Source organism: Nocardioides sp. zg-1230, from assembly GCF_013155335.1.
In the GTDB taxonomy this organism is placed as follows: domain Bacteria; phylum Actinomycetota; class Actinomycetes; order Propionibacteriales; family Nocardioidaceae; genus Nocardioides.
The window spans coordinates 192,792-215,655 of record NZ_JABJQZ010000002.1; the positions used below are offsets into that span (position 1 = coordinate 192,792).

Here is a 22,864-nt window from a genome sequence, read left to right on the forward strand (position 1 = left end):
GTCCTCCCCAACTCTGACGATGACCGACCAGTAGCAACGGCTCCATCGGGCCCCCTGCCTAGCGTTTCTTTACCTTCGGGATCTTGGGGGACCCCATGCAGAGCAACGACGAGCGCGGGCGTGGCCGCGCGACGATGATGTCGACCGCCGTGATGGCGGCCGTGGTGCTGGTGACGGGCCTGGCGATCGGCGCGGGCGCCACCTGGCTGGCCCTCTCGCGCGACGACGACGGCACGGCGGCGTCCGACGGCTGCGCGGAGTTCCGCAGCGTCGACGTCGCGGTCGCCCCGGAGATGTACGGCGTCGTGGTGGCCGCGCTCGCGGACGTCACGCCCGACTGCGTGCAGGTCGATCCGGCGTCACGGCCGGGCATCGCCGTCGCGCAGGGTGTCTCGATGGGGGGAGACCTGCCCGACATCTGGATCCCCGAGGCACACGTGCTGACCACTGAGGCCTACCTCGGCCGGGCCGCCCGGCCCAAGCTCCTCGTGGGGAGCCTGGCCCGGACGCCGGTCCTGCTGGTGGGCGGGGGCCGAGCCCGCCAGTGGCCCTCGTGGGGTGATGCCGAGGCGTCCGGACTGGTGTCGACCCCTGACCCCGAGTCGTCGCTCGCCGGCGCCCTGGCCCTGACGGCTCCCGGTGTCGAGGCGCGGGCGATCGGTCGCAGCCGTGCCGAGGCCCGCCAGATGCTGGTGCCCTTCGCCCAGGCGGAGGGCGCGCGTCGGGTCGACGGCCAGGACGCCGCGGTGCGCCCAGCGATGTTCCCGCGCCGGTCGCCCCGCCTGGTCGTCACCACCGAGCAGGACTTCCGCTCGGTCGAGGGCCGTGGCGACCTGCGCGACCTCACCCCGGACGTCGGCTCTCCGGTGCTCGACTTCCCGCTCACGCTCAGCCGCGAGGCCCCCGAAGGGTCCCGCGCCCTCGCCCGCGCGCTCGGGGCCTACCTCGCCGGTGAGGAGGGGAAGGCTCTCATCGCCGCCGAGGGCCTGCGCAACCCGGAGGAGTCGCGCGGATCGCTACCCGCGCCCTCGGCGAAGGCGATCGGCGAGGCCGTGCTGTCCTGGCGCTCGCTCAGCGTGCCGTCGGCGATGCTCGCCGTGGTCGACGCCTCCGGGTCGATGGACTTCGACGCAGGGACCGGCTCCCGGATGGACCTGCTGGCCGACGCCGCCCGGATCGGCCTGGGCTTCCTGCCCGACCACGCGCGGGTGGGGCTGTGGGTGTTCTCCATCGACAAGGGAGGGCCGGGGCAGGACTGGCGCGAGCTCGAGCCCATCCGGCGTCTGGACGACCTGCGCTTCGGCCGCACGCAGCGTTACGCGCTGCGCGAGCGGGCCGCTGAGCTGCCCGGCCTGACCGACGGGGGGACGGGTCTCTACGACACGGCGCTCGCGGCCTACCGGGAGGCGCTGCGCAACTACCGGCCGCACTACTCCAACGCCGTCGTCCTCATGACCGACGGCCAGAACGAGGACCCGGGGTCGATCAGCCTGGAGGCGCTGCTGCAGCGCCTCGAGGAGCTCAAGGACCCCGACAGGCCGGTGCGGGTGGTGGGCATCGCGATCAGCGGCGACGCCGACCTCGACGCCCTGCGCCGGATGGCGCGGGTCACCGGGGGCGAGGCCTACCTGGCCGCCGAGCCCGAGGACATCCTCGGGGTGTTCGCCCAGGCGGTGCTGTCGCGCTGACGGACCTTGCGTGGCGCGGAGTCAGCCGAGCAGCAGCACGACGTGGGCGGCCACGCAGGCCGGCTTGTCGTGGCCCTCGATCTCGACCGTGTGCTCGACGACGAGCTGCTTGCCGGCGGCCAGCTCGCGGACCTCGCCGAAGCGCACGTGCGACCGCAGCCGGCTGTCCACGGGCACCGGGCTGGGGAAGCGCACCTTGTCCAGCCCGTAGTTGAGCCGGGCGCCCGGCGTCTCGAGCCGGAACACCTGCGAGGCGAAGTGGGGGAGGAGGCTCAGCGTGAGGAAGCCGTGGGCGATGGTGGTCCCGAACGGCCCGGCCGCGGCCGCCTCGACGTCGACGTGGATCCACTGGTGGTCGAGGGTGGCGTCGGCGAACGCGTCGATCCGGGCCTGGTCGACGAGGAGCCACTCGCTGGTGCCGATCTCGGAACCGGCGGCGGCGACGACCTCGTCGAGCGTGGTGAAGGTGCGCATGCGCACGAAGATAGTGCTTGACCCGGGCGGGCCCTGATTGGATGTGCCGATGAGCACTCCCACCCGCGACCAGGTGCAGGCCGCCCCCAAGGTCCTGCTGCACGACCATCTCGACGGCGGGTTGCGTCCGCAGACGATCGTGGAGCTCGCCGCCGAGGTCGGCCACGAGCTGCCGGCCCAGGACGCCGAGTCCCTGGGCCACTGGTTCGCCGAGTCGGCCGACTCCGGCTCGCTCGTGCGCTACCTGGAGACCTTCGACCACACGGTCGCGGTGATGCAGACCGGCCCGGCGATCGCCCGCGTCGCCCGTGAGTGCGTCGAGGACCTCGCCGCCGACGGGGTCGTCTACGCCGAGGTTCGCTACGCACCGGAGCAGCACGTCAGCGGTGGGCTGACCCTCGACGAGGTCGTCGCCGCGGTCCAGGAGGGCTTCGACGCCGCGATGGCCGCCAGCGGCGGCAGGATCGTCGTACGACAGCTGCTGACGGCCATGCGGCACCAGGCGCGGTCGATGGAGATCGCCGAGCTGGCCATCGCCTGGCGCGACCGCGGCGTCGCCGGCTTCGACATCGCGGGCGCCGAGGCGGGCTTCCCGCCCACCCGCCACCTCGACGCCTTCGAGTACCTCCAGCGCGAGAACGCGCACTTCACGATCCACGCCGGCGAGGCCTTCGGCCTGCCCTCCATCTGGCAGGCGATCCAGTGGTGCGGCGCCGACCGGCTCGGCCACGGCGTGCGGATCATCGACGACATTACCGTCCACGACGACGGCTCGGTCGAGCTGGGCCGGCTGGCGGCCTACGTGCGGGACAAGCGCATCCCGCTGGAGATGTGCCCGAGCTCCAACATCCAGACCGGCGCCGCGACGTCGTTCGCCGAGCACCCGATCGGGCTGCTGACCGACCTGCGCTTCCGGGTCACCGTCAACACCGACAACCGCCTGATGAGCGGCACGTCGATGACGCAGGAGATGTTCGGGCTGGTCGAGGCGTTCGGCTACACGCTCGAGGACCTGCGCTGGTTCACCATCAACGCGATGAAGTCGGCGTTCCTGCCGTTCGACGAGCGGCTCGCGATCATCGACGGGGTCGTCAAGCCGGGCTACGCGGCCCTCATCGCCGGCTAGCGGCGTCGGTGTCGGCGGACAGCTCGGCGTAGGCCTGGTCGCCCGTCGCCCGCCGGCATCCCTGCCGGACGGCGTGCGAGACGACCCGCTGCTGGTCGCGCAGCAGGGCCAGCCCGCGGCGCAGGAGCACCAGCGGCGGCTTGCGGTGCTCGCGCAGGTCGCGGGTGAGGCGACGCCAGAACGTCACGAGCGGGTGCTGGGTGATGCAGTAGGCGGCGGCGAGGATCCCCTCCTCGCGGCAGGTGGCCACCACGTCGGGGGCGAAGATGCCCTCCGCGACGAAGTGGGTGGCGCCGCCGAGCTCGACGGTGTGCGTGCCGCAGCGCCCGTTGCGGGCGATCTCGTAGACCGGCACCTCCGTGCGCCCGGTGGCGCACAGCTCGCGCAGCGCGGCCAACGCATCGGCCTCGTGCCAGGAGTCGGGGTGGTCCCAGTCGACGAGCCCGGCGTTCGCGCCGTGGGTGATGCGGGGGAGCGAGGGGTCGTCGCCGTCCTTGTAGAAGTCGTCGAGGCGCAGGACGGGGAGTCCGAGGCGCTCGGCGAGCCGGGACTTCCCGGCGCCGCTGGGTCCGGCCAGGACGACCACCTGGGCTGTGCTCATTTGTTGCGAACTCATTTCGTCGTTCGGCCACGGAGGGTAAAGGCTTGACATTAGTCTCGCCCAGACCCCCGATCGACACCTCTGTGGGAGGACCTCCATGAGTCTCGACGACTCGACCGCGGCCGAGACCGCGGACAGCTCCGGCGGCCCGGGCGGACGCCCCGCCAAGACCTTCGTGCTGGGCGGGCTCGCGCTCGCGCTCGTCGTCGGCCTCATCGGCTTCTTCGCGGTGCGCGGTGCCAGCGGTGAGCCCGAGGGCGCCGACTGCATCTCCGAGGTGGTCACGCTGACCACCGCCCCGGTGATGGAGGACCTCGTCAACGAGGCTGTCAAGGACGTCAACGAGGACGAGCCCTGCATCGACATCCAGGTCACGGCCGGCACCGTGAAGGACGTCGTCGCGCTGCTGAGCGACCCCAACTCCGAGCTGCCCGAGATCTGGATCCCGGACAGCCCGACCTGGAAGGGCCAGCTGACCAGCGCCGGGTGGACCGGTACGCCGATCGCCGACGTGCTCGCCCAGACGCCGGTCGGCCTCATCGGCGGCCCCGCGGCCGAGGCCCCGGCCTCCTGGTCCGCCGTGCTCGACGGCGGCAGCCTGGCGATGGCCGACCCGAGCGCCGAGGGTGCCTCCGCGCTCGCGCTGCTCGCGCCGTACGCCGAGATGAAGAAGACGGGCGAGACCGCGCAGACCATCGAGGAGAAGACCGTCCCGGTCGCCCAGACCTACGGCGAGCGCGCCGTCGCCGGCAGCGCCAACGAGACCGACCTCTCCACCATCACCGCCTCCAGCACCCAGCTGGTGCCCGCGACCGAGCAGGCCTACCTGGCAGCCCGCCGCAGCAACGACCAGCTCGCGCTGGTGGCGCCGAAGACCGGCGTGCCGATGCTGCAGTACCCGCTGATCGACGTGAACCGCGGCAGCAAGGACATCCTCGCCTCCGGCGGCGACCTGTCCGCCCGCGTGGGCCGTGCCCTCGGCCGCTGGTTCTCCTCGAGCGCCGGCGTCGAGGCCATCGCGGCCGCGGAGCTGCGCGGTCCCGACGGGGCCCCGCTGCCCAACGACATCGGCCTCGGCAGCGCGCCGGTGCTCTCCAAGGTGCCGCAGAAGACCACCGACGACACCCTGCGCCAGTGGCGCGTGCTCTCGGTGCCCTCCAGCATCCTCGCGGTCGTCGACCTCTCCGGGTCGATGAAGATGGCGATCGGCGACACCACCCGCATCGGGCTGGCCGTCACGGCGTCCCAGGTGGCGCTCGACGCCTTCCCGGCCCAGGCCCGGATCGGCATCTGGGGCTTCTCCAAGAACCGCGGCGAGGACGGCACCTCGTGGGCCGAGTACTCGCCCCTCGATCGGCTCGACGCCCCGGGCGCCGACGGCAAGACCCACGGCGACGAGGTCCGGTCGATCGCCACCGCCCTCCCCGGCAAGGTGCGAGGCGGCACCGGTGTCATGGACACCACCCTGGCCGCCTACAAGCACGCGCAGGAGATGTGGGACCCGGCGTGGTTCAACTCCGTGGTCATCATGACCGACGGTGCGAGCGACGACTCGAGCTCGCTGTCGCTCGAGTCGCTCGTCAACCAGCTCAAGTCGCTGCGTGACCCGGCCAAGCCCGTCAAGGTGATCATCATCGGCATCTCGCAGGACGCCGACACCGGCGAGCTCGAGCAGATCGCGGCCGCCACCGGTGGTCAGAACTACCTCGTGAACAACCCCAACGAGATCCTCGGCGTGCTGGCCTCGGCCCTGCTCAACCGCTGATCCTCGCTGGCACAGGAATGGGCCGTCACTCTCCGGAGTGACGGCCCGTTCCCGTTGTCGAGCTGCTCTCTCCGTCCCGGGCTCGCACGGGGAACGCTCGGGCTGCTGAACCTGGCATTCCACTACCCGACGGTTCCCCACCCGGCTCCCTGGGGAACCATCAACACCTCGAACGCTCGGTCTGGGGTGCATCTGGTTCCCCACACGCCCCCGACGGCGACAAAGAGAAAGCTCGAAGTCCACTCGCACCATGTGCGAGGGGACTTCGAGCTTCTCGGGTGTGTGGCTCAGACGCCGATCGGGTGCCAGACCGTCTTGGTCTCGAGGAACTGCGTCATCCGGTCGAGGCCGGGCTCGGCGAGCCAGTCGGTGTCGGGTGCGGGACGGCGTACGCGCTTGAGGTTGTCGGCCGCGGCCACCTCGAGCTCGGCGGCGAGCTCGGCGTCCTCGATGCCGGTCAGGTCGATGCCGTTGACGTCCATGTGCGAGGCCAGCCAGGGCGCGATCTCGGCCTGGGAACCGGTGAGCACGTTGACGACGCCGCCGGGCAGGTCGCTGGTGGCCATCACCTCGCCGAGGGTGATCGCGGGCAGCGGGTGGTCCTCGCTGGCGATCACGACGACGGTGTTGCCGGTGATGATGAGCGGCGCGACCACGCTGACCAGGCCCAGGAGCGGCCCGCGGGGGGCGACGACGGCGATGACGCCGCTGGGCTCGGGCGTGGACAGGTTGAAGAACGGGCCGGCGACCGGGTTGGCGTTGCCGACGACCTGGGTGATCTTGTCGGCCCAGCCGGCGTACCAGACGAGGCGGTCGATCGCGGCGTCGACGGCGGCGCGGGCCTTGGCCGGGGTGACGCCCTCCGAGGCGCGGATCTCGGCCTCGAACTGCTCACGACGGCCCTCGAGCACCTCCGCGACGCGGTAGACGACCTGGGCGCGGTTGTACGCCGTCTTCCCGGACCAGCCGCCGAACGCGGCACGGGCGGCGACGACCGCGTCGCGGGCGTCCTTCCGGGAGGCCTGGGCGGCGTTGGCGAGCAGACGGCCCTTGGCGTCGTTGACGACGTAGGAGCGGCCCGACTCCGAGCGGGGGAACTGGCCCCCGATGTAGAGCTTGTACGTCTTGCGTACGTCGATGCGGCTCACGCGTCCGCTCCCTTCAGGCTGGGCGTCTTGAGATAGGCCTCGAGGCCGTGGCGCCCGCCCTCGCGGCCGTAGCCGGACTCCTTGTAGCCGCCGAACGGCGAGGTCGGGTCGAACTTGTTGAACGTGTTGGCCCAGACCACGCCCGCGCGGAGGCGGTTGGCCATGGACAGGATGCGCGAGCCCTTGTCGGTCCACACGCCGGCCGAGAGGCCGAACGGCGTGTTGTTGGCCTTCTCGACCGCCTCGGACGGCGTGCGGAAGGTCAGCACGGACAGCACCGGGCCGAAGATCTCCTCGCGGGCGATCCGGTGGGCCTGCGACACGCCGGTGAAGATCGTCGGGGGGAACCAGTAGCCCTTGGTGGGCAGGTCGCAGGCGACCTCCCAGCGCTCGGCGCCCTCGGCGTCACCGACCTCGGACAGCTCGCGGATGCGCATGAGCTGCTCGCCGGAGTTGATGGCGCCCACGTCGGTGTTCTTGTCGAGCGGGTCGCCCATGCGCAGCGTCGACATGCGGCGCTTGAGCCGCTCGAGCACCTCGTCGGCCACCGACTCCTGCACCAGCAGGCGCGAGCCCGCGCAGCAGACGTGGCCCTGGTTGAAGAAGATGCCGTCGACGATGCCCTCGACGGCCTGGTCGATCGGGGCGTCGTCGAAGACGATGTTGGCGGCCTTGCCGCCGAGCTCGAGGGTGACCTTCTTGTCGCTGCCGGCGACGGCACGGGCGATCGCCTTGCCGACCTCGGTGGAGCCGGTGAAGGCCACCTTGTCGACGTCGGGGTGCGACACGATGGCGCGGCCCGTCTCACCGGCGCCGGTGACGATGTTGACGACGCCCGGCGGCAGGTCGGCCTGCTGGCAGATCTCGGCGAACAGCAGCGCGGTCAGCGGGGTGGTCTCGGCCGGCTTGAGCACGACGGTGTTGCCGCAGGCCAGGGCCGGGGCGATCTTCCACGCCAGCATCAGCAGCGGGAAGTTCCAGGGGATGACCTGGCCGGCCACACCCAGCGGGGTCTCGCCGTAGCCGGAGTACTTCAGCTTGTCAGCCCAGCCGGCGTAGTAGAAGAAGTGGGCGGCGACGATCGGTACGTCGACGTCGCGCGACTCCTTGATCGGCTTGCCGTTGTCGATCGACTCCAGGACGGCGAGCTCGCGGCCGCGCTCCTGGATGATCCGGGCGATCCGGTAGAGGTACTTGGCGCGCTCGGCGCCGGACATCCGCGACCAGACGCGGGTGTAGGCGCGGCGGGCGGCCTTGACGGCCTCGTCGACGTCGGCGTCGCTGGCCTCGGCGACCTCGGCCAGCACCTCCTCGGTGGCGGGGTTGACCGTCTTGAACGACGTGCCGTTGCCGTCGACGAACTCGCCGTTGATGAACAGGCCGTAGGACGGCTTGATGTCGACGATGGCGCGTGACTCGGGTGCGGGGGCGTACTCGAACATGGTGGGACCTCAGTCCAGCGTGAAGTAGTCGGGACCGGAGTAGCGACCGGTCGTCATCTTGGTGCGCTGCATGAGCAGGTCGTTGAGCAGCGTGGAGGCGCCGAAGCGGAACCAGTCGGGGTCGAGCCAGTCGTCGCCGCAGATCTCGTTGACCATCACGAGGTACTTGATGGCGTCCTTGGTGGTCTTGATGCCGCCGGCGGGCTTGACGCCGACCATCTGCCCGGTCTGCTCGCGGAAGTCGCGGACCGCCTCGAGCATGATCAGCGTGACCGGGAGGGTCGCGGCCGGCTGGACCTTGCCGGTGGAGGTCTTGATGAAGTGGCCGCCGGCCATCATCGCGAGCCAGCTGGCGCGACGCACGTTGTCGTAGGTCTGCAGCTCGCCGGTCTCGAAGATCACCTTGAGGTGCGCGTCCCCACACGCCTCCTTGACCTGGGCGATCTCCTCGAACACCTCGAGGTAGCGCCCGGAGAGGAACGCGCCGCGGTCGATGACCATGTCGATCTCGTCGGCGCCGGCCTCGACGGCGTCACGCGTGTCGGCGAGCTTGATGTCCATCGCCGCGCGGCCGCTGGGGAACGCCGTGGCGACGGCTGCGACGTGGACGCCGCTGTCGCCGAGAGTCTGCTTGGCGGTGGCGACCATGTCGGGGTAGACGCAGACGGCCGCGGTGGCCGGGCACGTCGGGTCGGCGGGGTCGGGACGCATCGCCTTGGACGCGAGCGCGCGGACCTTGCCGTGGGTGTCCTGGCCCTCGAGCGTGGTCAGGTCGACCATCCGGATGGCCAGGTCGATGGCGTAGGCCTTCGACGTGGTCTTGATCGATCGGGTCGCCAGGCCGGCGGCGCGGGCCTCGCACCCGACCTGGTCGACCCCGGGGAGTCCGTGGAGGAAGCGGCGGAGCGAGGACTCCGAGCGCACGATGTCGTCGAAGACGCCGGTCGCGGAGGCGGAGCTCGCCGTTGAGCTGGCAGTGGGTGTCACCGACCCAGCATAGAGTTGGCGCGGACGCCCCCGGCAATCCGCAGGGGGCCAATGTCTGCCCAAAACCGCGAGGAGATCATGGCACGCCTGCAGGACGACGGTGAGGCCGTGGTGGAGCGGTTCCAGCCCACGAGCGGACGGCTCTCCGGATGGTCGGCGGTGGCGCTCAGCGCGACGCTCGTCGTCGCCGCGGTGGTCTACCGCGACCAGGGCTTCCCGGCGTGGGTGGGGGCGGCCGCGCTGCTGGTCGGCGTGCTCGCCTGGGCCTCGATGCTGCGCCCGGCGCTGTGGGCCACCGAGGAGCACCTGGTCATGCGCAACCTCGGCGAGACGGTCCGCATCCGGCTGGCCGCGGTCGAGGAGATGGCCGTGCGGCAGGTCCTCGCCGTCCGCGCCGGCGACCGGCGCCTGGTCAGCACCGTGCTCGGCCGCACGTGGCGCAAGACGGTCACCTCCCGCCGCGACCCGTCCGCCGCGGAGGAGGGCACGCGTGAGGGGATGAACTACGCCGACTGGGCCGAGCAGCGGCTCCGCGAGCTCGTCGATGCCGCTCGCGAGCGCACCGGAGTCACCGGCGGCTCGGAGGAGCAGCGCGCGCTCCCCGACGCCGTACGCCGTGAGCCGGCCGTGTTGCCCCTCGCCCTGATCGGGGCGGCAGCCCTGCTCCTGGTGGTCAGCTTCTTCCTGTGACCTCGGCGTCGACGCGCCGCTCGATGCCGTCGAGCACCAGGGCGAGGCCGTAGTCGAACTCGTCGCCGTAGGCGTAGTCGCGTCCGACGACCTGCTCGTTGACCATCTCGGCGAGATGGGGGTACGCGACGGCCAGGGGACCGAGGCCGGCGACGAAGTCGTCCGGGCTCTCGCCGGGCGCGAACGGCAGGTTCACCTCGGTGAGCACGAACCCGTAGACGTAGGCATCGAGCACCGAGAACGCGTGAGCGGCGAGCGCAATGGTGAAGCCGGCCGTGCGCAGGCAGCCGATGACCGCGTCGTGGTGGTGCAGCGTCGCGGGACCGGGGGAGCGGCGCGACTCGATGAGCCCGAGTCCCCACGGGTGCGAGGCCAGGACCGTGCGCGCGGAGTGTGCCCGCCTCTCCATCTCGGCGCGCCACGGGCCCGAGGCCGAGGGCGTGTCGATGCGCTCGAAGACCCAGTCGGCCAGCCCGTCGAGCAGCGCCTCCTTGCTCGCGACGTGGTGGTAGAGCGACATCGCCTCCACGTCGAGCTCGCGGCCGACGCTGCGCATGCTCACCCCGCCCAGCCCCGAGGCGTCGGCCACCCGGCTGGCCGCGTCGACGACGCGCTGCGTCGACAGTGCTGGTCGAGCAAGAGGTGGTCTGGACACGGGCTGCTCCTGGGTTGGCTGACTTACGGGCGTAAGGCTACTGTGTCGAACGCCGGACTTACAGGTGTAAGGCACCAGGAGGAGATGTCGTGAAGGCAGCAGTCGTGGAGCGGTACGGCCCGCCCGAGGTCGTCTCCGTGCGGGACGTGCCGGACCCGGTGGCGGGCAAGGGTCAGGTGCTGGTGCGTGTGCGCGCCACGGCTGTCACCTCGGGCGACGCCCGCATCAGGGGGCGTCGCTTCCCGCCCGGCTTCGCGCTGCCTGCCCGCCTCGCGATCGGGTGGCGGGGTCCCCGGCGGTCGGTCCTCGGAGTCGTCTACTCCGGCGTGGTCGAGGCGGTGGGCCCGGGCGTGAACGGCGTCGCCGTCGGCGACGAGGTCTGCGGGATGACCGGGACCCGGATGGGCGCGCACGCCGAGCTCGTCGCCGTACGCGTCGACCGGGTCTGCGCCAAGCCGGCCGGCGTGGACCACGAGCAGGCCGCCGCGATCCTCTTCGGCGGCAGCACCGCCCGGCACTTCTTGGGCGACCTGGTCGGTCCCGGCACGCGGGTGCTGGTCAACGGGGCCTCGGGCGCCGTCGGGAGCGCCGCCGTCCAGCTCGCCCACCTCGCGGGCGCCCACGTCACCGGCACGTGCAGCGACCGCAACGCCGACCTGGTGCGCTCGCTGGGTGCCCAGGAGGTCGTCGACCACGCCCGCCACCGGGTGGCCGAGCTGCCCGACAGGTACGACGTCGTGCTGGACACCGTCGGCAACCTCGACCGGCGCTCGGGACGCGCGCTGCTGGCGACCGGCGGCGTCCTGGTCCTCGCGGTGGCCGGCCTGGCCGAGACCGTCCTCGCGCGCGGCAACGTCCGTGCGGGTGTCTCCTCGGAGGACCCGGAGAGCTTCGCCTGGTGGCTCGAACGGATCGCCGCGGGCGAGGTGAGGGCGGTCGTCGACCGCACCCTGCCGCTCAGCGGGATCGTCGAGGCCCACCGCATCGTCGACTCGGGCCGCAAGGTGGGCAACCTGGTCATCACACCGTGAGGCGTCGGGCTGCGGCCGCCGTCCCCGGCGTGGGCCACCAGCGCGCGACGACCGCCGACTGGCCGAGCGTCCACGTCGAGCTGCACACCCAGTAGACGAGCAGCGCCACGGGCACCACGCCGCCTGCGAGGAGCAGCCCACCGGCCGACAACACCGGCATGAGGCGCTGGGCGGCGACCATCGCCTCCGGCATGCCCTCGGTCGAAGTGTTGGTCGCGACCACGAAGCGCTGGGTGACGTACGACAGCCCGGCCGCGGTCACGGCCAGCCCGGCCACGACCGCGAGGTGGACGCCGCCGGAGCCGAGGTAGCCATGGCCGGCGAGCGAGACGCCGACGACCGAGGCGGCGCCGAACGACGAGACGAGGCCCGGGCCCATCGCGCCGACGGCGACGCCGGAGGCCACATCGGAGACGAGGTGGTAGAGCCCGAGCCACACCGGTAGCTGCACGAGCACCGGCAGGCAGCCGAGGCGGCTCACCCCGTGCTCGGCGGACACGGCTCGGCGCTCCTCCATGTGGGCGCGCAGGCTCTCGACGTCGGTGCGTCCGCGGTAGCGCTCGGTGATGCCCTGCAGGTGGGGCCGGGCCCGGGCCGCCGCGTGCGCCTGGCGGACGCCGTGGATGACGAAGGGGAGCAGCGCGAGCCGGACGAGGACGACGAGCGAGGCGATGCCGAGGACCCAGGTGGCGGCGGAGTCGGCGGAGGCGCCGAGGGCGGTGAGGCCGTCGTGGGTGGTCGCGAGGACCACGGCGAGGACGTGCTTGATGGGGTCGAGCAGTGACATGGGTGGTCTCCTGGATGAGGTGGAAGGGTCTGTACGACGTCGCGCGGGGCGACGGGTCAGACGCGTCCAGGAGCGCGCGGACGCACCGGGTGGACCACGTCGGTGGTCCGTCCGGCGAGCACGAGCGGGATGTCGGCGGCGCGACGGCGCGGCCTGAGGGAGTGGATCCCGGCGTCCGGCACGGCCAGGAGGCAGTGCACGCCGGTCAGGGTGCTGGCGGCGGAGAGGGCGGTCAGGACGACCACGGTCTGGGCGGTCGCCGTCGGGTCAAGCGAGGCCGCGGCGAGCACGGACGCGACGCCGAGCAGGGCGAGCACGAGCGCGAAGCGCGCGCGGGCTGCCACGTCGGCGACGGTCCGGACCATGGGCCGAGCGTAGCGGTTGGTCCGCGGACCTCGGGTCCTCCGGCTCAGCCGCCGAACGCAGTCCCTCGCAGGTCGGCCTTGATGGCGTCGAGGCGTCCCGCGGCGGAGATGCGGGCCGCGTCGGGGCCACTCCCGTCGGGACCGGACTCCACCGGGATCACGACCTCGAGGTAGCACTTCACCTTGGGCTCGGTGCCGCTGGGACGCACGATGACGCGGGCGCCCTCGGCCAGCGTGTAGCGCAGGCCGTCGGTGGGCGGCAGGGCGGCCGACCCCTCCGCGAGGTCCTCGACCCGCTCGACCGCGAGACCGCCCAGGGAGGCCGGCGGGGTACTGCGCAGGCGGTCCATCGTCGCCGGGATCTGGGCGAGGTCCTCGAAGCGCACCGACAGCTGGTCGGTGGCGTGGAGGCCGTGCTGGCGGGCGATGTCGTCGAGGATGTCGGTGAGCCCGCGGCCCTCGGCCTTGGCCTGCGCCGCGAGCTCGCAGACGAGCAGCAGCGCGGAGACGCCGTCCTTGTCCTTCACGTGCTCGGGGTCGCAGCAGTAGCCCAGCGCCTCTTCGTAGCCGAACGCGAGCCCCTCGACCCGGCCGATCCACTTGAAGCCGGTGAGCGTCTCCTCGTGCGGCTGTCCGGCGGCGGCGGCCATCTTGCCGAGCAGGCTGGAGGAGACGATCGAGTTGGCGTAGGTGCCCGTCCGGCCGCGCGCGATGAGGTGGTGGGCCAGGAGGGCGCCCACCTCGTCGCCGCGGAGCATCCGCCAGCCGTGGACGTCCGGCACCGCGACGGCACAGCGGTCGGCGTCGGGGTCGTTGGCGACCACGAGGTCGGCCTTCTGCTCCGCCGCGAGCGCCATCGCGAGGTCCATCGCGCCCGGTTCCTCGGGGTTGGGGAAGGAGACCGTCGGGAAGTCGGGGTCGGGGTGCTCCTGCTGCTCGACGACGTGCGGGGCGTCGAATCCCGCGGTCTCTAGCACCTGCGCGACCGTCGTACCCCCGACGCCGTGGAGCGGGGTGTAGACGATGCGCAGGTCGCGCGGTCCGTCCTCGGCCAGGCCGGCGACGGTGTCGAGGTAGCGGTCGACGATCTCCTCGCCGACCACGCGGCCGGCGTCACCGCGTGGCAGCTCGGCGAGCGGGCCGACCGCAGCGATCCGGGCGGCGATCTCGACATCGGCGGGTGGCACGATCTGGCTGCCGTCGCCGAGGTAGACCTTGTAGCCGTTGTCCTGCGGCGGGTTGTGGCTGGCGGTGACCATCACGCCGGCCGCGCAGCCGAGCTCGCGGATCGCGAACGCCAGCAGCGGGGTGGGCAGCGTCCGCGGCATCACCAGGGCCTTGAACCCGGCCCCGGTCATCACCTCCGCGGTGTCGCGCGCGAAGACGTCGGAGTTGTGGCGAGCGTCGAACCCGATCACCACGGACCCGCCGGCGTGGCCGGTGTCGCGGAGGTACGCCGCCAGGCCGGCCGCCGCGCGGGTGACCACGACCCGGTTCATCCGGTTGGGGCCGGGGCCGAGGGCGCCGCGCAGGCCGGCGGTGCCGAACTCGAGGGTGCCGGCGAACCGGTCGGCGAGGTCGGTCTCCTCGCCCCGCTCGGCCGCGGCGAGAATCGCCTCGAGCTCGGCGCGGGTCTGCTCGTCGGGGTCCTCGGCGGCCCAGGCGCGGGCGGCCTCGAGCAGGTCGGTGTGGTCGGTCCGGTCGGTCATGGACGCACGCTATCCCCACCCGGGGCCGTGGGACGTCATGGCCGGTGGCTGCCCGGACGACCGGAGGTCATGACGTTGTCGGTGGGCGGTGCCACGATCGGTGCATGATCGATCACCTGGGCATCAACTGCACCGACCTGCCGCGTGCTGCGACGTTCTACGACCGGGTCCTGGGCGTGCTCGGGCACCGGCGCCTGATGGACCTCGAGGAGGCCATCGGCTACGGCACCGACGCGCCGGACTTCTGGATCAGCACCTTCGACGGCGTCGGCCCCAACCGCGAGGTCCACGTGGCCTTCAGCGCCCCCGACGCCGCCACGGTGCGGGCCTGGCACGCCGAGGCGGTCGCAGCCGGGGCGGAGTCGCTCCACGAGCCGAGGCTGTGGCCGGAGTACCACCCGGCCTACTACGGCGCCTTCGTCCGCGACACCGAGGGCAACAACGTCGAGGCCGTCTGCCACTCCGGTGACTCCTGAGGCCCGACTCAACGCAGGCGTACGAGCTGGTGGGTGTCCCGCATCTTGGTGGTGACGACGGCCGAGCACGAGTCGGCGAACACCTTGAATGACGAGAAACCAAGAGACTTCTCGTCGAACGCCGGGTCGATGCGCTTCATCTGGCTCTTGAGGGCGGCGGCGTAGACCCATCCATCGTCGGTCTTCTTCGCGACCTTCAAAGTCCGTACGAGCAGGGCGGAGGCCCTCGCGTGTCCGGACGTTGTTCTCGTCGTCCCGCCCGGCCCCACTGGCGGCGCGCTCGGTGGGACGAGGGCAGGGGTCACGGCTCCGACGGGCGCGGGATGCGTCTCCGAGACCTCGTCGGGCGTAACCCCGGGCAGTTCCTCGTACCTGGCGAACTCGTCGCAGGCCCGCACCAGCACTGGGCTTGTCGAACCCGCTACTCCGATGCCGACGACGCCGCGGCCGAGCCTCTTGCAGCGCTGGGCAAGCGGGACATAGTCGGAGTCACCGGCGACGAGCACCACATGGCTGATGTCGGGGTGCCGCGACAGGTCATCGACGGCATCGACCGCGAGTCGGATGTCCGCACCGTTCTTCGTTCCGGAGACGGGGAAGAGCTGGACCAGGTCGACTGTCTGATTCACAAGGTCTTCTCGGTACGCGGCGTTCGCTCGCACGGACCAGTCGGCATACGCACGAGTCATAGCGACGACGCCGAAGGACGTGGCGTAGTCGATGATCGCTCCGAGGTCATGGTCCCGCGCGCCGTCGTGCGCCCAAGCGCCCTTGCCGTGAACATGGTCGTAGCGCGAGATCACAACATTGTCGAAGTCGATGTAGACAGCCACCCGTTCCGTCATGGGGCGACCTTGGGACCGCATCTTCGGAAGATCAGAGGATCGTGGAATCTCAAGGTCACTGGGTGACCCTGATCCTCCACGATCGTTGCCGACGGCTCCTGTCGCGGTATTGCCGCGCGGCGGTGAGCGCCCGGCGGCTAGCGTGTGCGGGTGCCAGCCGCCGTCCGCTCCGTCAACGCCGGCGCGGCCGGGGAGGTCCCCGGGCTGAAGCGGCCCAGCGGCATCCACAAGCGCCCGGTCGACCTCATCGAGGTGCGCGACCCCGGGCCGAAGCGCGGCGGGCTCGGCAGCGGAGTCGTCGGCGACGCGATCATCAGCCGCAAGCACCACGGGGGGACGACCCAGGCCGTCTACGCCGTCGCCCGCGAGGAGCTCGACTGGTGGGGCGAGCACCTCGGCCGCGACCTGCCCGACGGCATGTTCGGCGAGAACCTCACCACCGTCGGACTCGAGGTCGACACCGCCGAGGTGGGGGAGCGGTGGCGGGTCGGCGGCACGCTCCTCGAGGTGTGCGGGCCGCGCATCCCGTGCGCGACGTTCGCCAAGCACATGGCCGAGCGGGCATGGGTACGCCGCTTCGCCGAGCGCGGCCTGACGGGTGCCTACCTCGCCGTCGTCGAGCCCGGCGCGATCAGGACGGGAGACCCGGTCGAGGTCGTCCACCGGCCCGGGCACGGCCTGCGGCTGCCGGCGTACTTCCGCGCCCTGATGGGCGACAGGGACCTGGCCGCGACCTTCCTCGCCTCGGGACTGCTCCCGCAGGTCGAGCACGACTGGCTGGCCCGGCGCCAGTAGCGCCGAGGCGACCGCTCGACGCAGATCTCCGACCGTTCGTCCCGGTGCGCAGGTCCGCTCTGGCGCTGCGGCGGAGCCCGCGCGCACAGTGACGGGGGTCACACCAGTGACCACTTCACTCTCGGGAGCACCATGAACACGACACCCACCACCCTGCCCCGGCGGCTGCGCCGGGCCACGGCGAGCGTCACCACCCTGGTGGTCGCGGCCGCCGTGATGGCGGCAGCGCCTCCGGCCGGAGCCGCCGACAACGGCTCGACCCAGCCCCGCGCCGTCACCGTGACCCTGACCGAGGGCACGAACATCGCCGCTGCGCTCGCCCCTGACGGCTCGATCGTCATGGACCTGCACGGCCTCCTGCACCGCGTCCCCGCAGGCGGCGGGGAGACCCGCCGCCTCACGACGGCCGCGGACGAGGCGGCCCGACCGGACGTCGGCCCGGACGGCCGCCTCGTCTTCCAGGCCTACCGCGACGGCGGGTTCCACATCTGGACCGCCGCTGCGGACGGCAGTGACCTGACCCAGCTGACCAGCGGAGGCTTCGACGACCGGGAGCCGCGGTGGTCGCCAGACGGCAAGCACGTCGCGTTCGCCTCCGACCGGGCCGGCAGCTATGACATCTGGAGCGTCGAGGTCGCCACCGGGGCGCTGACGCAGTGGACCACGGCGCCCGGGCAGGAGTTCACGCCGTCCTGGTCGCCCGGGGGCGACCGCGTGGTGCACGTCGCCGACAACCAGGTGGTCGCCACGGATCGGGCGGGCGCGTCGACGGTGCTGGTGCCCCGACCGGCAGCCGGGGTGACCCTCAACGTCCCGGCGATGGCGCCGGACGGCCAGCGGGTCGCGTACGTCGAGCAGCAGGGCACCCGCGCGGACCTGAAGGTCGACGGCCGGGCGGTGACCCAGGGGCAGGACGTCTTCCTCTTCACCCCGGAGTGGACCGGCGCGGACGGCATCCTCTACACCGCCGACGGCGGCATCCGGACCGTCGTGCCCTCGACCGGCGCCACGGCCGAGGTGCCCTTCAGTGCGGACATCCGGCTGACGGGGCGGACGTACCCGAAGAAGGAGCACGACTTCGACTCGCGCGCGCCGCGACGCCTCTCTGGAGTGCTCACCCCGCAGCTGTCGCCCGACGGCAAGCGGGTGCTCTTCGTCGCCCTCAACGACCTGTGGCTGATGCGGATCGGTGGCACGCCGCGTCGCCTCACCCGCGACTCCTACCAGGAGGTGAACCCCGTCTGGTCCCCGGACGGCAGACGCATCGCCTACAGCTCCGACCGCGCCGGCACCGAGGACATCTACGTCCGCGACCTGCGCTCGGGCCGGCAGCGCCGGGTGACCGCGCTGCCTTCGGCCGAGGTGTCCGCGTCCTTCTCGCCCGACGAGAAGTCGCTGGCGTTCCAGGACGAGAAGGGGGCGACGTACGTCCTCGACCTCGCCAGCGGCGACGTCCGGGAGCTGGTGACCCCCCTCTTCGGTCCCGGCCGCCCCACGTGGTCGGCGGACTCGCAGACGCTCGCCTTCGCCTCGGTGCGGCCCTACTCGCAGCGGTTCCGCGAGGGAGTCAGCCAGATCCTCGTCGTCGACGTCGCGACCGGTGCACAGCGCTACGTCGAGCCGGGGGACCGCCACGCGTCCCTGTCCACCCGCGGTGACGACGGCCCGGTCTGGTCGCCCGACGGCAGACGGATGGCGTTCGTGATGGGCTCGCAGCTGCACGTGATGCGCGTGGACGCCACCGGCACGCCGACCGGTGACCCGAAGCGGGTCAACGGCGAGGTCGCCGACGCGCCGTCCTGGAGCGGGGACTCGCGCAAGCTGCTCTACCTGTCGCAGGGCCGGCTGCGCCTGGCGAACGCCCGGACCGGCAGGGCCCGGACCGTCGACGTCCCGCTGCGCTACCGACCCCGGGTCCGCACCGGACGCCAGGTGGTCCACGCCGGACGGTTCTGGGACGGCCAGGCCAGGAAGCTGCGCCGCAACGTCGACATCACCGTGGTCGGCAACCGGATCCGGAGCATCGCACCGCACCGCCCGCACCGCGGCGGGAAGGTGGTCGACGCCTCCGGACTGACCGTCATGCCGGGGCTCATGGACTCCCACGTCCACCAGGCCTACGAGTCGCGATTCTTCGGCGACCGCCAGGGCCGGATCAGCCTGGCGTGGGGCATCACCTCGACCCTGTCGGTCGGTGACCAGGTCTACCGCGCGATGGAGGACCGCGACGCGCTGCGCGCCGGTGTCCGGGTGGGACCCCGCTTCTACGCCACCGGCGAGCCGGTCGACGGGTCGCGGGTCTACTACAACTTCATGCGGCCCACCACCAGCGACGCCCAGGTCAGGCGTGAGCTGACTCGGGCCCGGCGGCTGGACTACGACTTCGTGAAGTCCTACGTGCGGCTCCAGGCGACCCGGATGGCGATGGTGGTCTCGGCCGCGCACGCCCTCGGTGTCCCGTCGTCGTCGCACTACCTCACCCCGGGCGCGCTCGTCGGCCAGGACGGCACCACGCACCTCGCCGCGACGCAGCGGCTCGGCTACGCCCACACGCTGACGCCCACCGGGAACAGCTACGACGACGTGCCGCTGCTCTACGGCCGGGGCAACCGCACGGTGACCACCACCCTGTTCACCACCGACTTCCTCACGGCCGGCGAGCTCGAGGGTGACCGACGGTTGCGGCTGCTGCCGCCGTGGAAGCGCGAGTCGCTGCTCACCGCGACGGCCGACAACGCGACCGAGCCGTCGGACCCCGGGTGCGCGAGCGCGGAGTGCAAGGAGGCACGGAGCCTGCTGCGCATCCACCGGGCCGGCGGCCAGGTGCTGGTCGGCACCGACAGCCCGCTCGACAACGTCGCGATCGGGGTGCACGCCAACCTGCAGGAGATGGTGGGTTACGGATGGTCGCCGTACGCCGCTCTGCGGGCCGCGATCGTCACGCCAGCGCGCTACCTCGGGGTCAGCGACGACGTCGGCACGTTGCGCCCGGGCAAGGTGGCCGACCTGATCGCCGTCGACGGCAACCCGCTCCGCGACATCGACGCGGCGGCGCGGGTGCGGATGACGATGGTCGGCGGGCAGCGCCACACCCCGCGGCAGCTGCTGAAGCCGTTCCGCACGGTCCGCGCCTCGGGGCGCGACGCCGTGCTGCCCGGTCCGGCTCCCGCCACCTCGGTGCGTGGGCGGGTCCCGGCGTCGGCCGGGAGCAGGTTCTGGTGGCACGACCCCGACGTCGTCGCCGAGCAGTACGCCCACGCGTGCGACGCCTACGAGGCGTTGATCCACCAGGCGCGCGCGGGGGACGAGGCGCACTGACGCAGGACGACCGTGGCCGCGGACCCGATGTCGGGTCCGCGGCCACGGTCGTGTGCGTGTGTGCGGTCGATCAGCCGAGCGCGGCCACCGCTGCGTCGTAGTCGGGCTCCTCGCCGATCGCGTCGGTGAGCTGGGTGTGCAGCACGGTGCGGTCGGTGTCGAGGACGACCACGGCGCGGGCGAGCATGCTCTTCCAGCTCCCGTCGGCCATCGCGATGCCGTAGTCCTCGCCGAAGGACGAGCGGAAGGCCGAGCCGACGAGCACGTCGTCGATGCCCTCCGCGCCGCAGAAGCGGGCCTGGGCCAGGGGCAGGTCGACCGAGACGTTGACGACGGCGGTGTTGTCGAGGCCGGCGGCGAGCTCGTTGAACTTCTTCACGCTCGCCTGGCACACGCCGGTGTCGATGCTCGGGAAGATGTTGAGCACGACGCGCTTGCCGGAGACGTCCGCGTCGGTGAGGGCCTCGAACTTCGAGTCGACGAGGTCGAAGCCGGGAGCCTGGGAGCCGACCGTGGGGAGCTCGCCCACGGTGCTGACGGTGTTGGGGCCGAGTTGTGTGGTTGCCATGGTCCCCAACCTACTGGCCACCCGGTCCTAGAGTGCCCGCATGGCCACTGCACGAACCGACGCCCGCACCAAGGTGATCGTCGAGGTGCTGCGTGACGCATTCGCGCCCCTGATGCGGGCCGACCCGGCGGCCTTCCGGGCGAAGTACCGCAAGATGGCGCGCGACCCGCTGGCGTTCTACCGCGGGTCGGCGTGCCTGTTCTACTGCGACGTCACCGGCGAGGAGGACGACTGGGCCGACCGCGGGGCCGAGCGCATCTGGATCCACGGGGACCTGCACGTCGAGAACTTCGGCACCTACCTCAACTCCGACGGTCGGCTGATCTTCGACATCAACGACTTCGACGAGGCCTACCTCGGTCCGTTCACCTGGGACCTGCAGCGGTTCGCAGCGAGCCTGGCGCTGCTCGGCTGGCAGAAGGCGCTGCCCGAGGACGCGATCCGCAAGCTCATCGCCCGCTACGCCCGCTCCTACCTCGCCCAGGTCAACCACTACACGGGCACCCACGACGACGAGGAGTTCGAGATCCGGCTCGACACGGCCCACGGGCCGGTCCTCACCGCCCTGGAGTCGGCGCGGAGGATGCGGCGGGCCGACCTCCTCGACAGCGTGACCGAGATGCAGCGAGGGACCAGGAAGTTCACCGAGGACGGGACGACGCGGCGGCTGTCGAGCACCGAGCGCGCGAAGGTGGTGGACGCCTTCCGGGCCTACCTCGACACGATCCCGGAGTCCAAGCGCTTCGACCGCGACCTGTTCTACGAGCTGCGCGACGTCGTCGGCAAGTCCGGATTCGGCATCGGAAGTGCCGGCCTGCCGGCGTACAACGTGCTGGTCGAGGGCTACAGCCAGGCGCTCGACAACGACGTGGTGCTCAGCATGAAGCAGGCCAACATCCCGGCCGTGAGCCGCTTCGTCGACACCGCCGACGTCGACGCCTACTTCGACCACGAGGGCCACCGGACCGCGGTGAGCCAGCGGGCCCTGCAGGTGCACACCGACCCGCTGCTCGGCCACACCAGCATCGACGGCGTGGGCTACGTCGTCTCCGAGGTGTCGCCCTACGAGGTCGACCTCGACTGGAGCGAGATCAACGAGCCCGAGGACATGCGCGCCGTCGTCGACCTGCTCGGACGCGCGACCGCCAAGATCCACTGCGCCTCCGACGAGGACAGCCAGCAGGACCTCGTGGACTTCCAGGTCGAGGAGGCGATCGCCGCGTCGCTGGAGGGGCGCCGCAACGACTTCGTCTCGTGGCTGTGCGGCTGGGGGATCGCGTACGCCGTCCGCGTCCGCGAGGACCACGCGCTGTTCGTCGACGCCTTCCGCGAGGGCCGGGTCGGCATCGCCTCGACCTGACCCTCGCAGCGGCCAGCTCAGGCGTCGATGGTGGACATGTCGCCGTAGCGGTCGCCGGCGACCGCGTCGCGCGGCACGGCCTGCTCGAGCGCGGCCAGGTCGTCGGCCGTGAGCTCGACGTCGAGTGCGCCGACGTTCTCCTCGAGGTACTTCACGCGCTTCGTGCCGGGGATCGGTGCGACCCCGAGCTGGTCGTCGCCCTGCGCCAGCACCCACGCCAGCGCGAGCTGGCCGGGGGTGCAGCCCTTGTCCGAGGCCAGCTCCCTGACCTTGTCGACGAGGGCGAGGTTGGCGTCCAGGGCGTCGCCGCTGAAGCGGGGGAAGCGTCCGGTGGCGCGGGAGTCGTCGGACTCCAGCGACTCGCGGGTGACGGCCCCGGTGAGGATGCCGCGGCCCAGCGGGGAGTAGGGGACCAGGCCGATCCCGAGCTCACGCAGGACGGGGATGATCTCGTCCTCGAGGTCACGGGTGAAGAGGGAGTACTCGGTCTGCAGCGCGGAAACGGGGTGGGTGGCGTGGGCGCGGCGGATCGTCTCGGCGGACGCCTCGGACAGCCCGAGGTGACGCACCTTGCCGGCCTCGACGAGCTCGGCCATCGCGCCGACCGTCTCCTCGATGGGAACGGTCTTGTCCACGCGGTGCTGGTAGTAGAGGTCGATGTGGTGGACGCCGAGCCGCTCCAGCGAGGCGTCGCAGGCGCGGCGGACGTAGTCAGGCGAGCCGTTGATGCCGACCCACGAGCCGTCGGGGTTGCGCTCGTTGCCGAACTTGGTGGCGAGCTGCACCTCGCCGCGGCGGCCCGCGATGGCCTTGCCGACGAGCCGCTCGTTGGTGAACGGGCCGTACATGTCGGCGGTGTCGAGGAACGTCACGCCGAGGTCGAGGGCGCGGTGGATCGTGTCGATGCCCGACTGCTCGTCGGGGGTGCCGTAGAACTCTGACATCCCCATGCAGCCGAGGCCTAGGGCGGAGACGGTGAGGGAGCCGATCTGTCGTGTCTGGATGCTCATGCCTGCCACCCTTCGCCTTCGAGC

The 22,864-nt window shown here is 71.9% G+C and carries 21 protein-coding genes; 9 read left to right on the plus strand and 12 right to left on the minus strand.

Features of this window, described 5'->3' with window-relative positions; all coding sequences use genetic code 11:
* Nucleotides 1-95: 95 nt before the first annotated feature.
* Complete coding sequence (locus HOO61_RS08935) at nt 96-1,688, plus strand: VWA domain-containing protein (RefSeq protein ID WP_172258376.1); 1,593 nt, start codon at nt 96-98, stop codon at nt 1,686-1,688.
* Nucleotides 1,689-1,709: 21 nt separating this feature from the next.
* On the opposite strand, the gene HOO61_RS08940 is transcribed toward HOO61_RS08935, so the two are convergent.
* Nucleotides 1,710-2,162 (minus strand): MaoC family dehydratase, encoded by a 453-nt coding sequence (locus HOO61_RS08940; RefSeq protein ID WP_172258377.1) that lies wholly within the window; start codon nt 2,160-2,162, stop codon nt 1,710-1,712.
* Nucleotides 2,163-2,211: 49 nt separating this feature from the next.
* On the opposite strand from HOO61_RS08940, the gene HOO61_RS08945 reads away from it, so the two are divergent.
* Nucleotides 2,212-3,288 carry an adenosine deaminase gene (locus HOO61_RS08945; protein WP_172258378.1) on the plus strand — a complete coding sequence of 359 codons (1,077 nt, stop codon included), beginning with the start codon at nt 2,212-2,214 and terminating at the stop codon, nt 3,286-3,288.
* On the opposite strand, the gene HOO61_RS08950 is transcribed toward HOO61_RS08945, so the two are convergent.
* Nucleotides 3,275-3,889, minus strand: a complete 615-nt coding sequence (locus tag HOO61_RS08950) for an ATP-binding protein (protein ID WP_172258379.1) — start codon at nt 3,887-3,889, stop codon at nt 3,275-3,277. The two genes, HOO61_RS08945 and HOO61_RS08950, sit on opposite strands and share 14 nt — an antisense overlap.
* Nucleotides 3,890-3,986: 97 nt before the next feature.
* Here HOO61_RS08950 and HOO61_RS08955 point away from each other — a divergent pair, with 97 nt between their 5' ends.
* Nucleotides 3,987-5,654 carry a substrate-binding domain-containing protein gene (locus tag HOO61_RS08955; RefSeq protein WP_172258380.1) on the plus strand — a complete coding sequence of 556 codons (1,668 nt, stop codon included), beginning with the start codon at nt 3,987-3,989 and terminating at the stop codon, nt 5,652-5,654.
* A 287-nt stretch (nt 5,655-5,941) separates the two neighbouring features.
* Here HOO61_RS08955 and HOO61_RS08960 read toward each other — a convergent pair whose 3' ends face one another.
* The 3 genes from HOO61_RS08960 to deoC are packed head-to-tail and all read right to left on the minus strand — an operon-like array spanning nt 5,942 to nt 9,231.
* On the minus strand, nt 5,942-6,802 hold the full coding sequence (locus HOO61_RS08960; RefSeq protein ID WP_172258381.1) for an aldehyde dehydrogenase family protein: 861 nt from the start codon (nt 6,800-6,802) through the stop codon (nt 5,942-5,944).
* A complete protein-coding gene (locus HOO61_RS08965) occupies nt 6,799-8,244 on the minus strand; it encodes an aldehyde dehydrogenase family protein (RefSeq protein WP_172258382.1) in 1,446 nt (481 codons plus the stop codon). The genes HOO61_RS08960 and HOO61_RS08965 overlap by 4 nt, the downstream gene beginning before the upstream one ends.
* Before the next feature lie 9 nt (nt 8,245-8,253).
* Nucleotides 8,254-9,231, minus strand: a complete 978-nt coding sequence (gene deoC / locus HOO61_RS08970; protein ID WP_172258383.1) for a deoxyribose-phosphate aldolase — start codon at nt 9,229-9,231, stop codon at nt 8,254-8,256.
* Nucleotides 9,232-9,282: 51 nt separating this feature from the next.
* Here deoC and HOO61_RS08975 point away from each other — a divergent pair, with 51 nt between their 5' ends.
* Complete coding sequence (locus HOO61_RS08975; protein ID WP_172258384.1) at nt 9,283-9,921, plus strand: hypothetical protein; 639 nt, start codon at nt 9,283-9,285, stop codon at nt 9,919-9,921.
* Here the strand turns inward: HOO61_RS08975 and HOO61_RS08980 are convergent.
* Nucleotides 9,905-10,576: a TetR/AcrR family transcriptional regulator gene (locus HOO61_RS08980; protein ID WP_367650092.1), complete on the minus strand. Its 672-nt coding sequence runs from the start codon at nt 10,574-10,576 to the stop codon at nt 9,905-9,907. The genes HOO61_RS08975 and HOO61_RS08980 overlap by 17 nt on opposite strands.
* Nucleotides 10,577-10,665: 89 nt before the next feature.
* Here HOO61_RS08980 and HOO61_RS08985 point away from each other — a divergent pair, with 89 nt between their 5' ends.
* A complete protein-coding gene (locus HOO61_RS08985) occupies nt 10,666-11,607 on the plus strand; it encodes an NAD(P)-dependent alcohol dehydrogenase (protein ID WP_172258385.1) in 942 nt (313 codons plus the stop codon).
* Here the strand turns inward: HOO61_RS08985 and yidC are convergent.
* The 3 genes from yidC to HOO61_RS09000 are packed head-to-tail and all read right to left on the minus strand — an operon-like array spanning nt 11,597 to nt 14,468.
* Complete coding sequence (gene yidC, locus HOO61_RS08990) at nt 11,597-12,394, minus strand: membrane protein insertase YidC (RefSeq protein WP_172258386.1); 798 nt, start codon at nt 12,392-12,394, stop codon at nt 11,597-11,599. The two genes, HOO61_RS08985 and yidC, sit on opposite strands and share 11 nt — an antisense overlap.
* Before the next feature lie 56 nt (nt 12,395-12,450).
* A complete protein-coding gene (locus tag HOO61_RS08995) occupies nt 12,451-12,759 on the minus strand; it encodes a hypothetical protein (RefSeq protein WP_172258387.1) in 309 nt (102 codons plus the stop codon).
* 44 nt (nt 12,760-12,803) lie between these two features.
* Entirely contained in the window at nt 12,804-14,468 is a 1,665-nt protein-coding gene (locus HOO61_RS09000; RefSeq protein ID WP_172258388.1) for a phospho-sugar mutase, read from the minus strand.
* Nucleotides 14,469-14,572: 104 nt separating this feature from the next.
* On the opposite strand from HOO61_RS09000, the gene HOO61_RS09005 reads away from it, so the two are divergent.
* A complete protein-coding gene (locus HOO61_RS09005) occupies nt 14,573-14,944 on the plus strand; it encodes a VOC family protein (protein WP_172258389.1) in 372 nt (123 codons plus the stop codon).
* 8 nt (nt 14,945-14,952) lie between these two features.
* Here the strand turns inward: HOO61_RS09005 and HOO61_RS09010 are convergent, their stop codons facing one another.
* The gene (locus HOO61_RS09010) at nt 14,953-15,789 is read right to left on the minus strand and encodes an NYN domain-containing protein (protein WP_172258390.1); all 837 of its coding nucleotides are present in this window, start codon (nt 15,787-15,789) and stop codon (nt 14,953-14,955) included.
* A 150-nt stretch (nt 15,790-15,939) separates the two neighbouring features.
* Between HOO61_RS09010 and HOO61_RS09015 the strand changes: the two genes are divergently transcribed.
* Both HOO61_RS09015 and HOO61_RS09020 read left to right on the plus strand, forming a co-directional pair.
* Nucleotides 15,940-16,584, plus strand: a complete 645-nt coding sequence (locus HOO61_RS09015) for an MOSC domain-containing protein (RefSeq protein WP_172258391.1) — start codon at nt 15,940-15,942, stop codon at nt 16,582-16,584.
* Nucleotides 16,585-16,716: 132 nt separating this feature from the next.
* Nucleotides 16,717-19,902: an amidohydrolase family protein gene (locus tag HOO61_RS09020; protein WP_172258392.1), complete on the plus strand. Its 3,186-nt coding sequence runs from the start codon at nt 16,717-16,719 to the stop codon at nt 19,900-19,902.
* Between the two features lie 70 nt (nt 19,903-19,972).
* Here HOO61_RS09020 and tpx read toward each other — a convergent pair whose 3' ends face one another.
* Entirely contained in the window at nt 19,973-20,470 is a 498-nt protein-coding gene (gene tpx / locus HOO61_RS09025; RefSeq protein WP_172258393.1) for a thiol peroxidase, read from the minus strand.
* 40 nt (nt 20,471-20,510) lie between these two features.
* Between tpx and HOO61_RS09030 the strand changes: the two genes are divergently transcribed.
* On the plus strand, nt 20,511-21,830 hold the full coding sequence (locus HOO61_RS09030; RefSeq protein ID WP_172258394.1) for a DUF2252 domain-containing protein: 1,320 nt from the start codon (nt 20,511-20,513) through the stop codon (nt 21,828-21,830).
* A 17-nt stretch (nt 21,831-21,847) separates the two neighbouring features.
* Here HOO61_RS09030 and HOO61_RS09035 read toward each other — a convergent pair whose 3' ends face one another.
* Nucleotides 21,848-22,840 (minus strand): aldo/keto reductase, encoded by a 993-nt coding sequence (locus tag HOO61_RS09035; RefSeq protein WP_172258395.1) that lies wholly within the window; start codon nt 22,838-22,840, stop codon nt 21,848-21,850.
* Nucleotides 22,841-22,864: the final 24 nt, after the last annotated feature.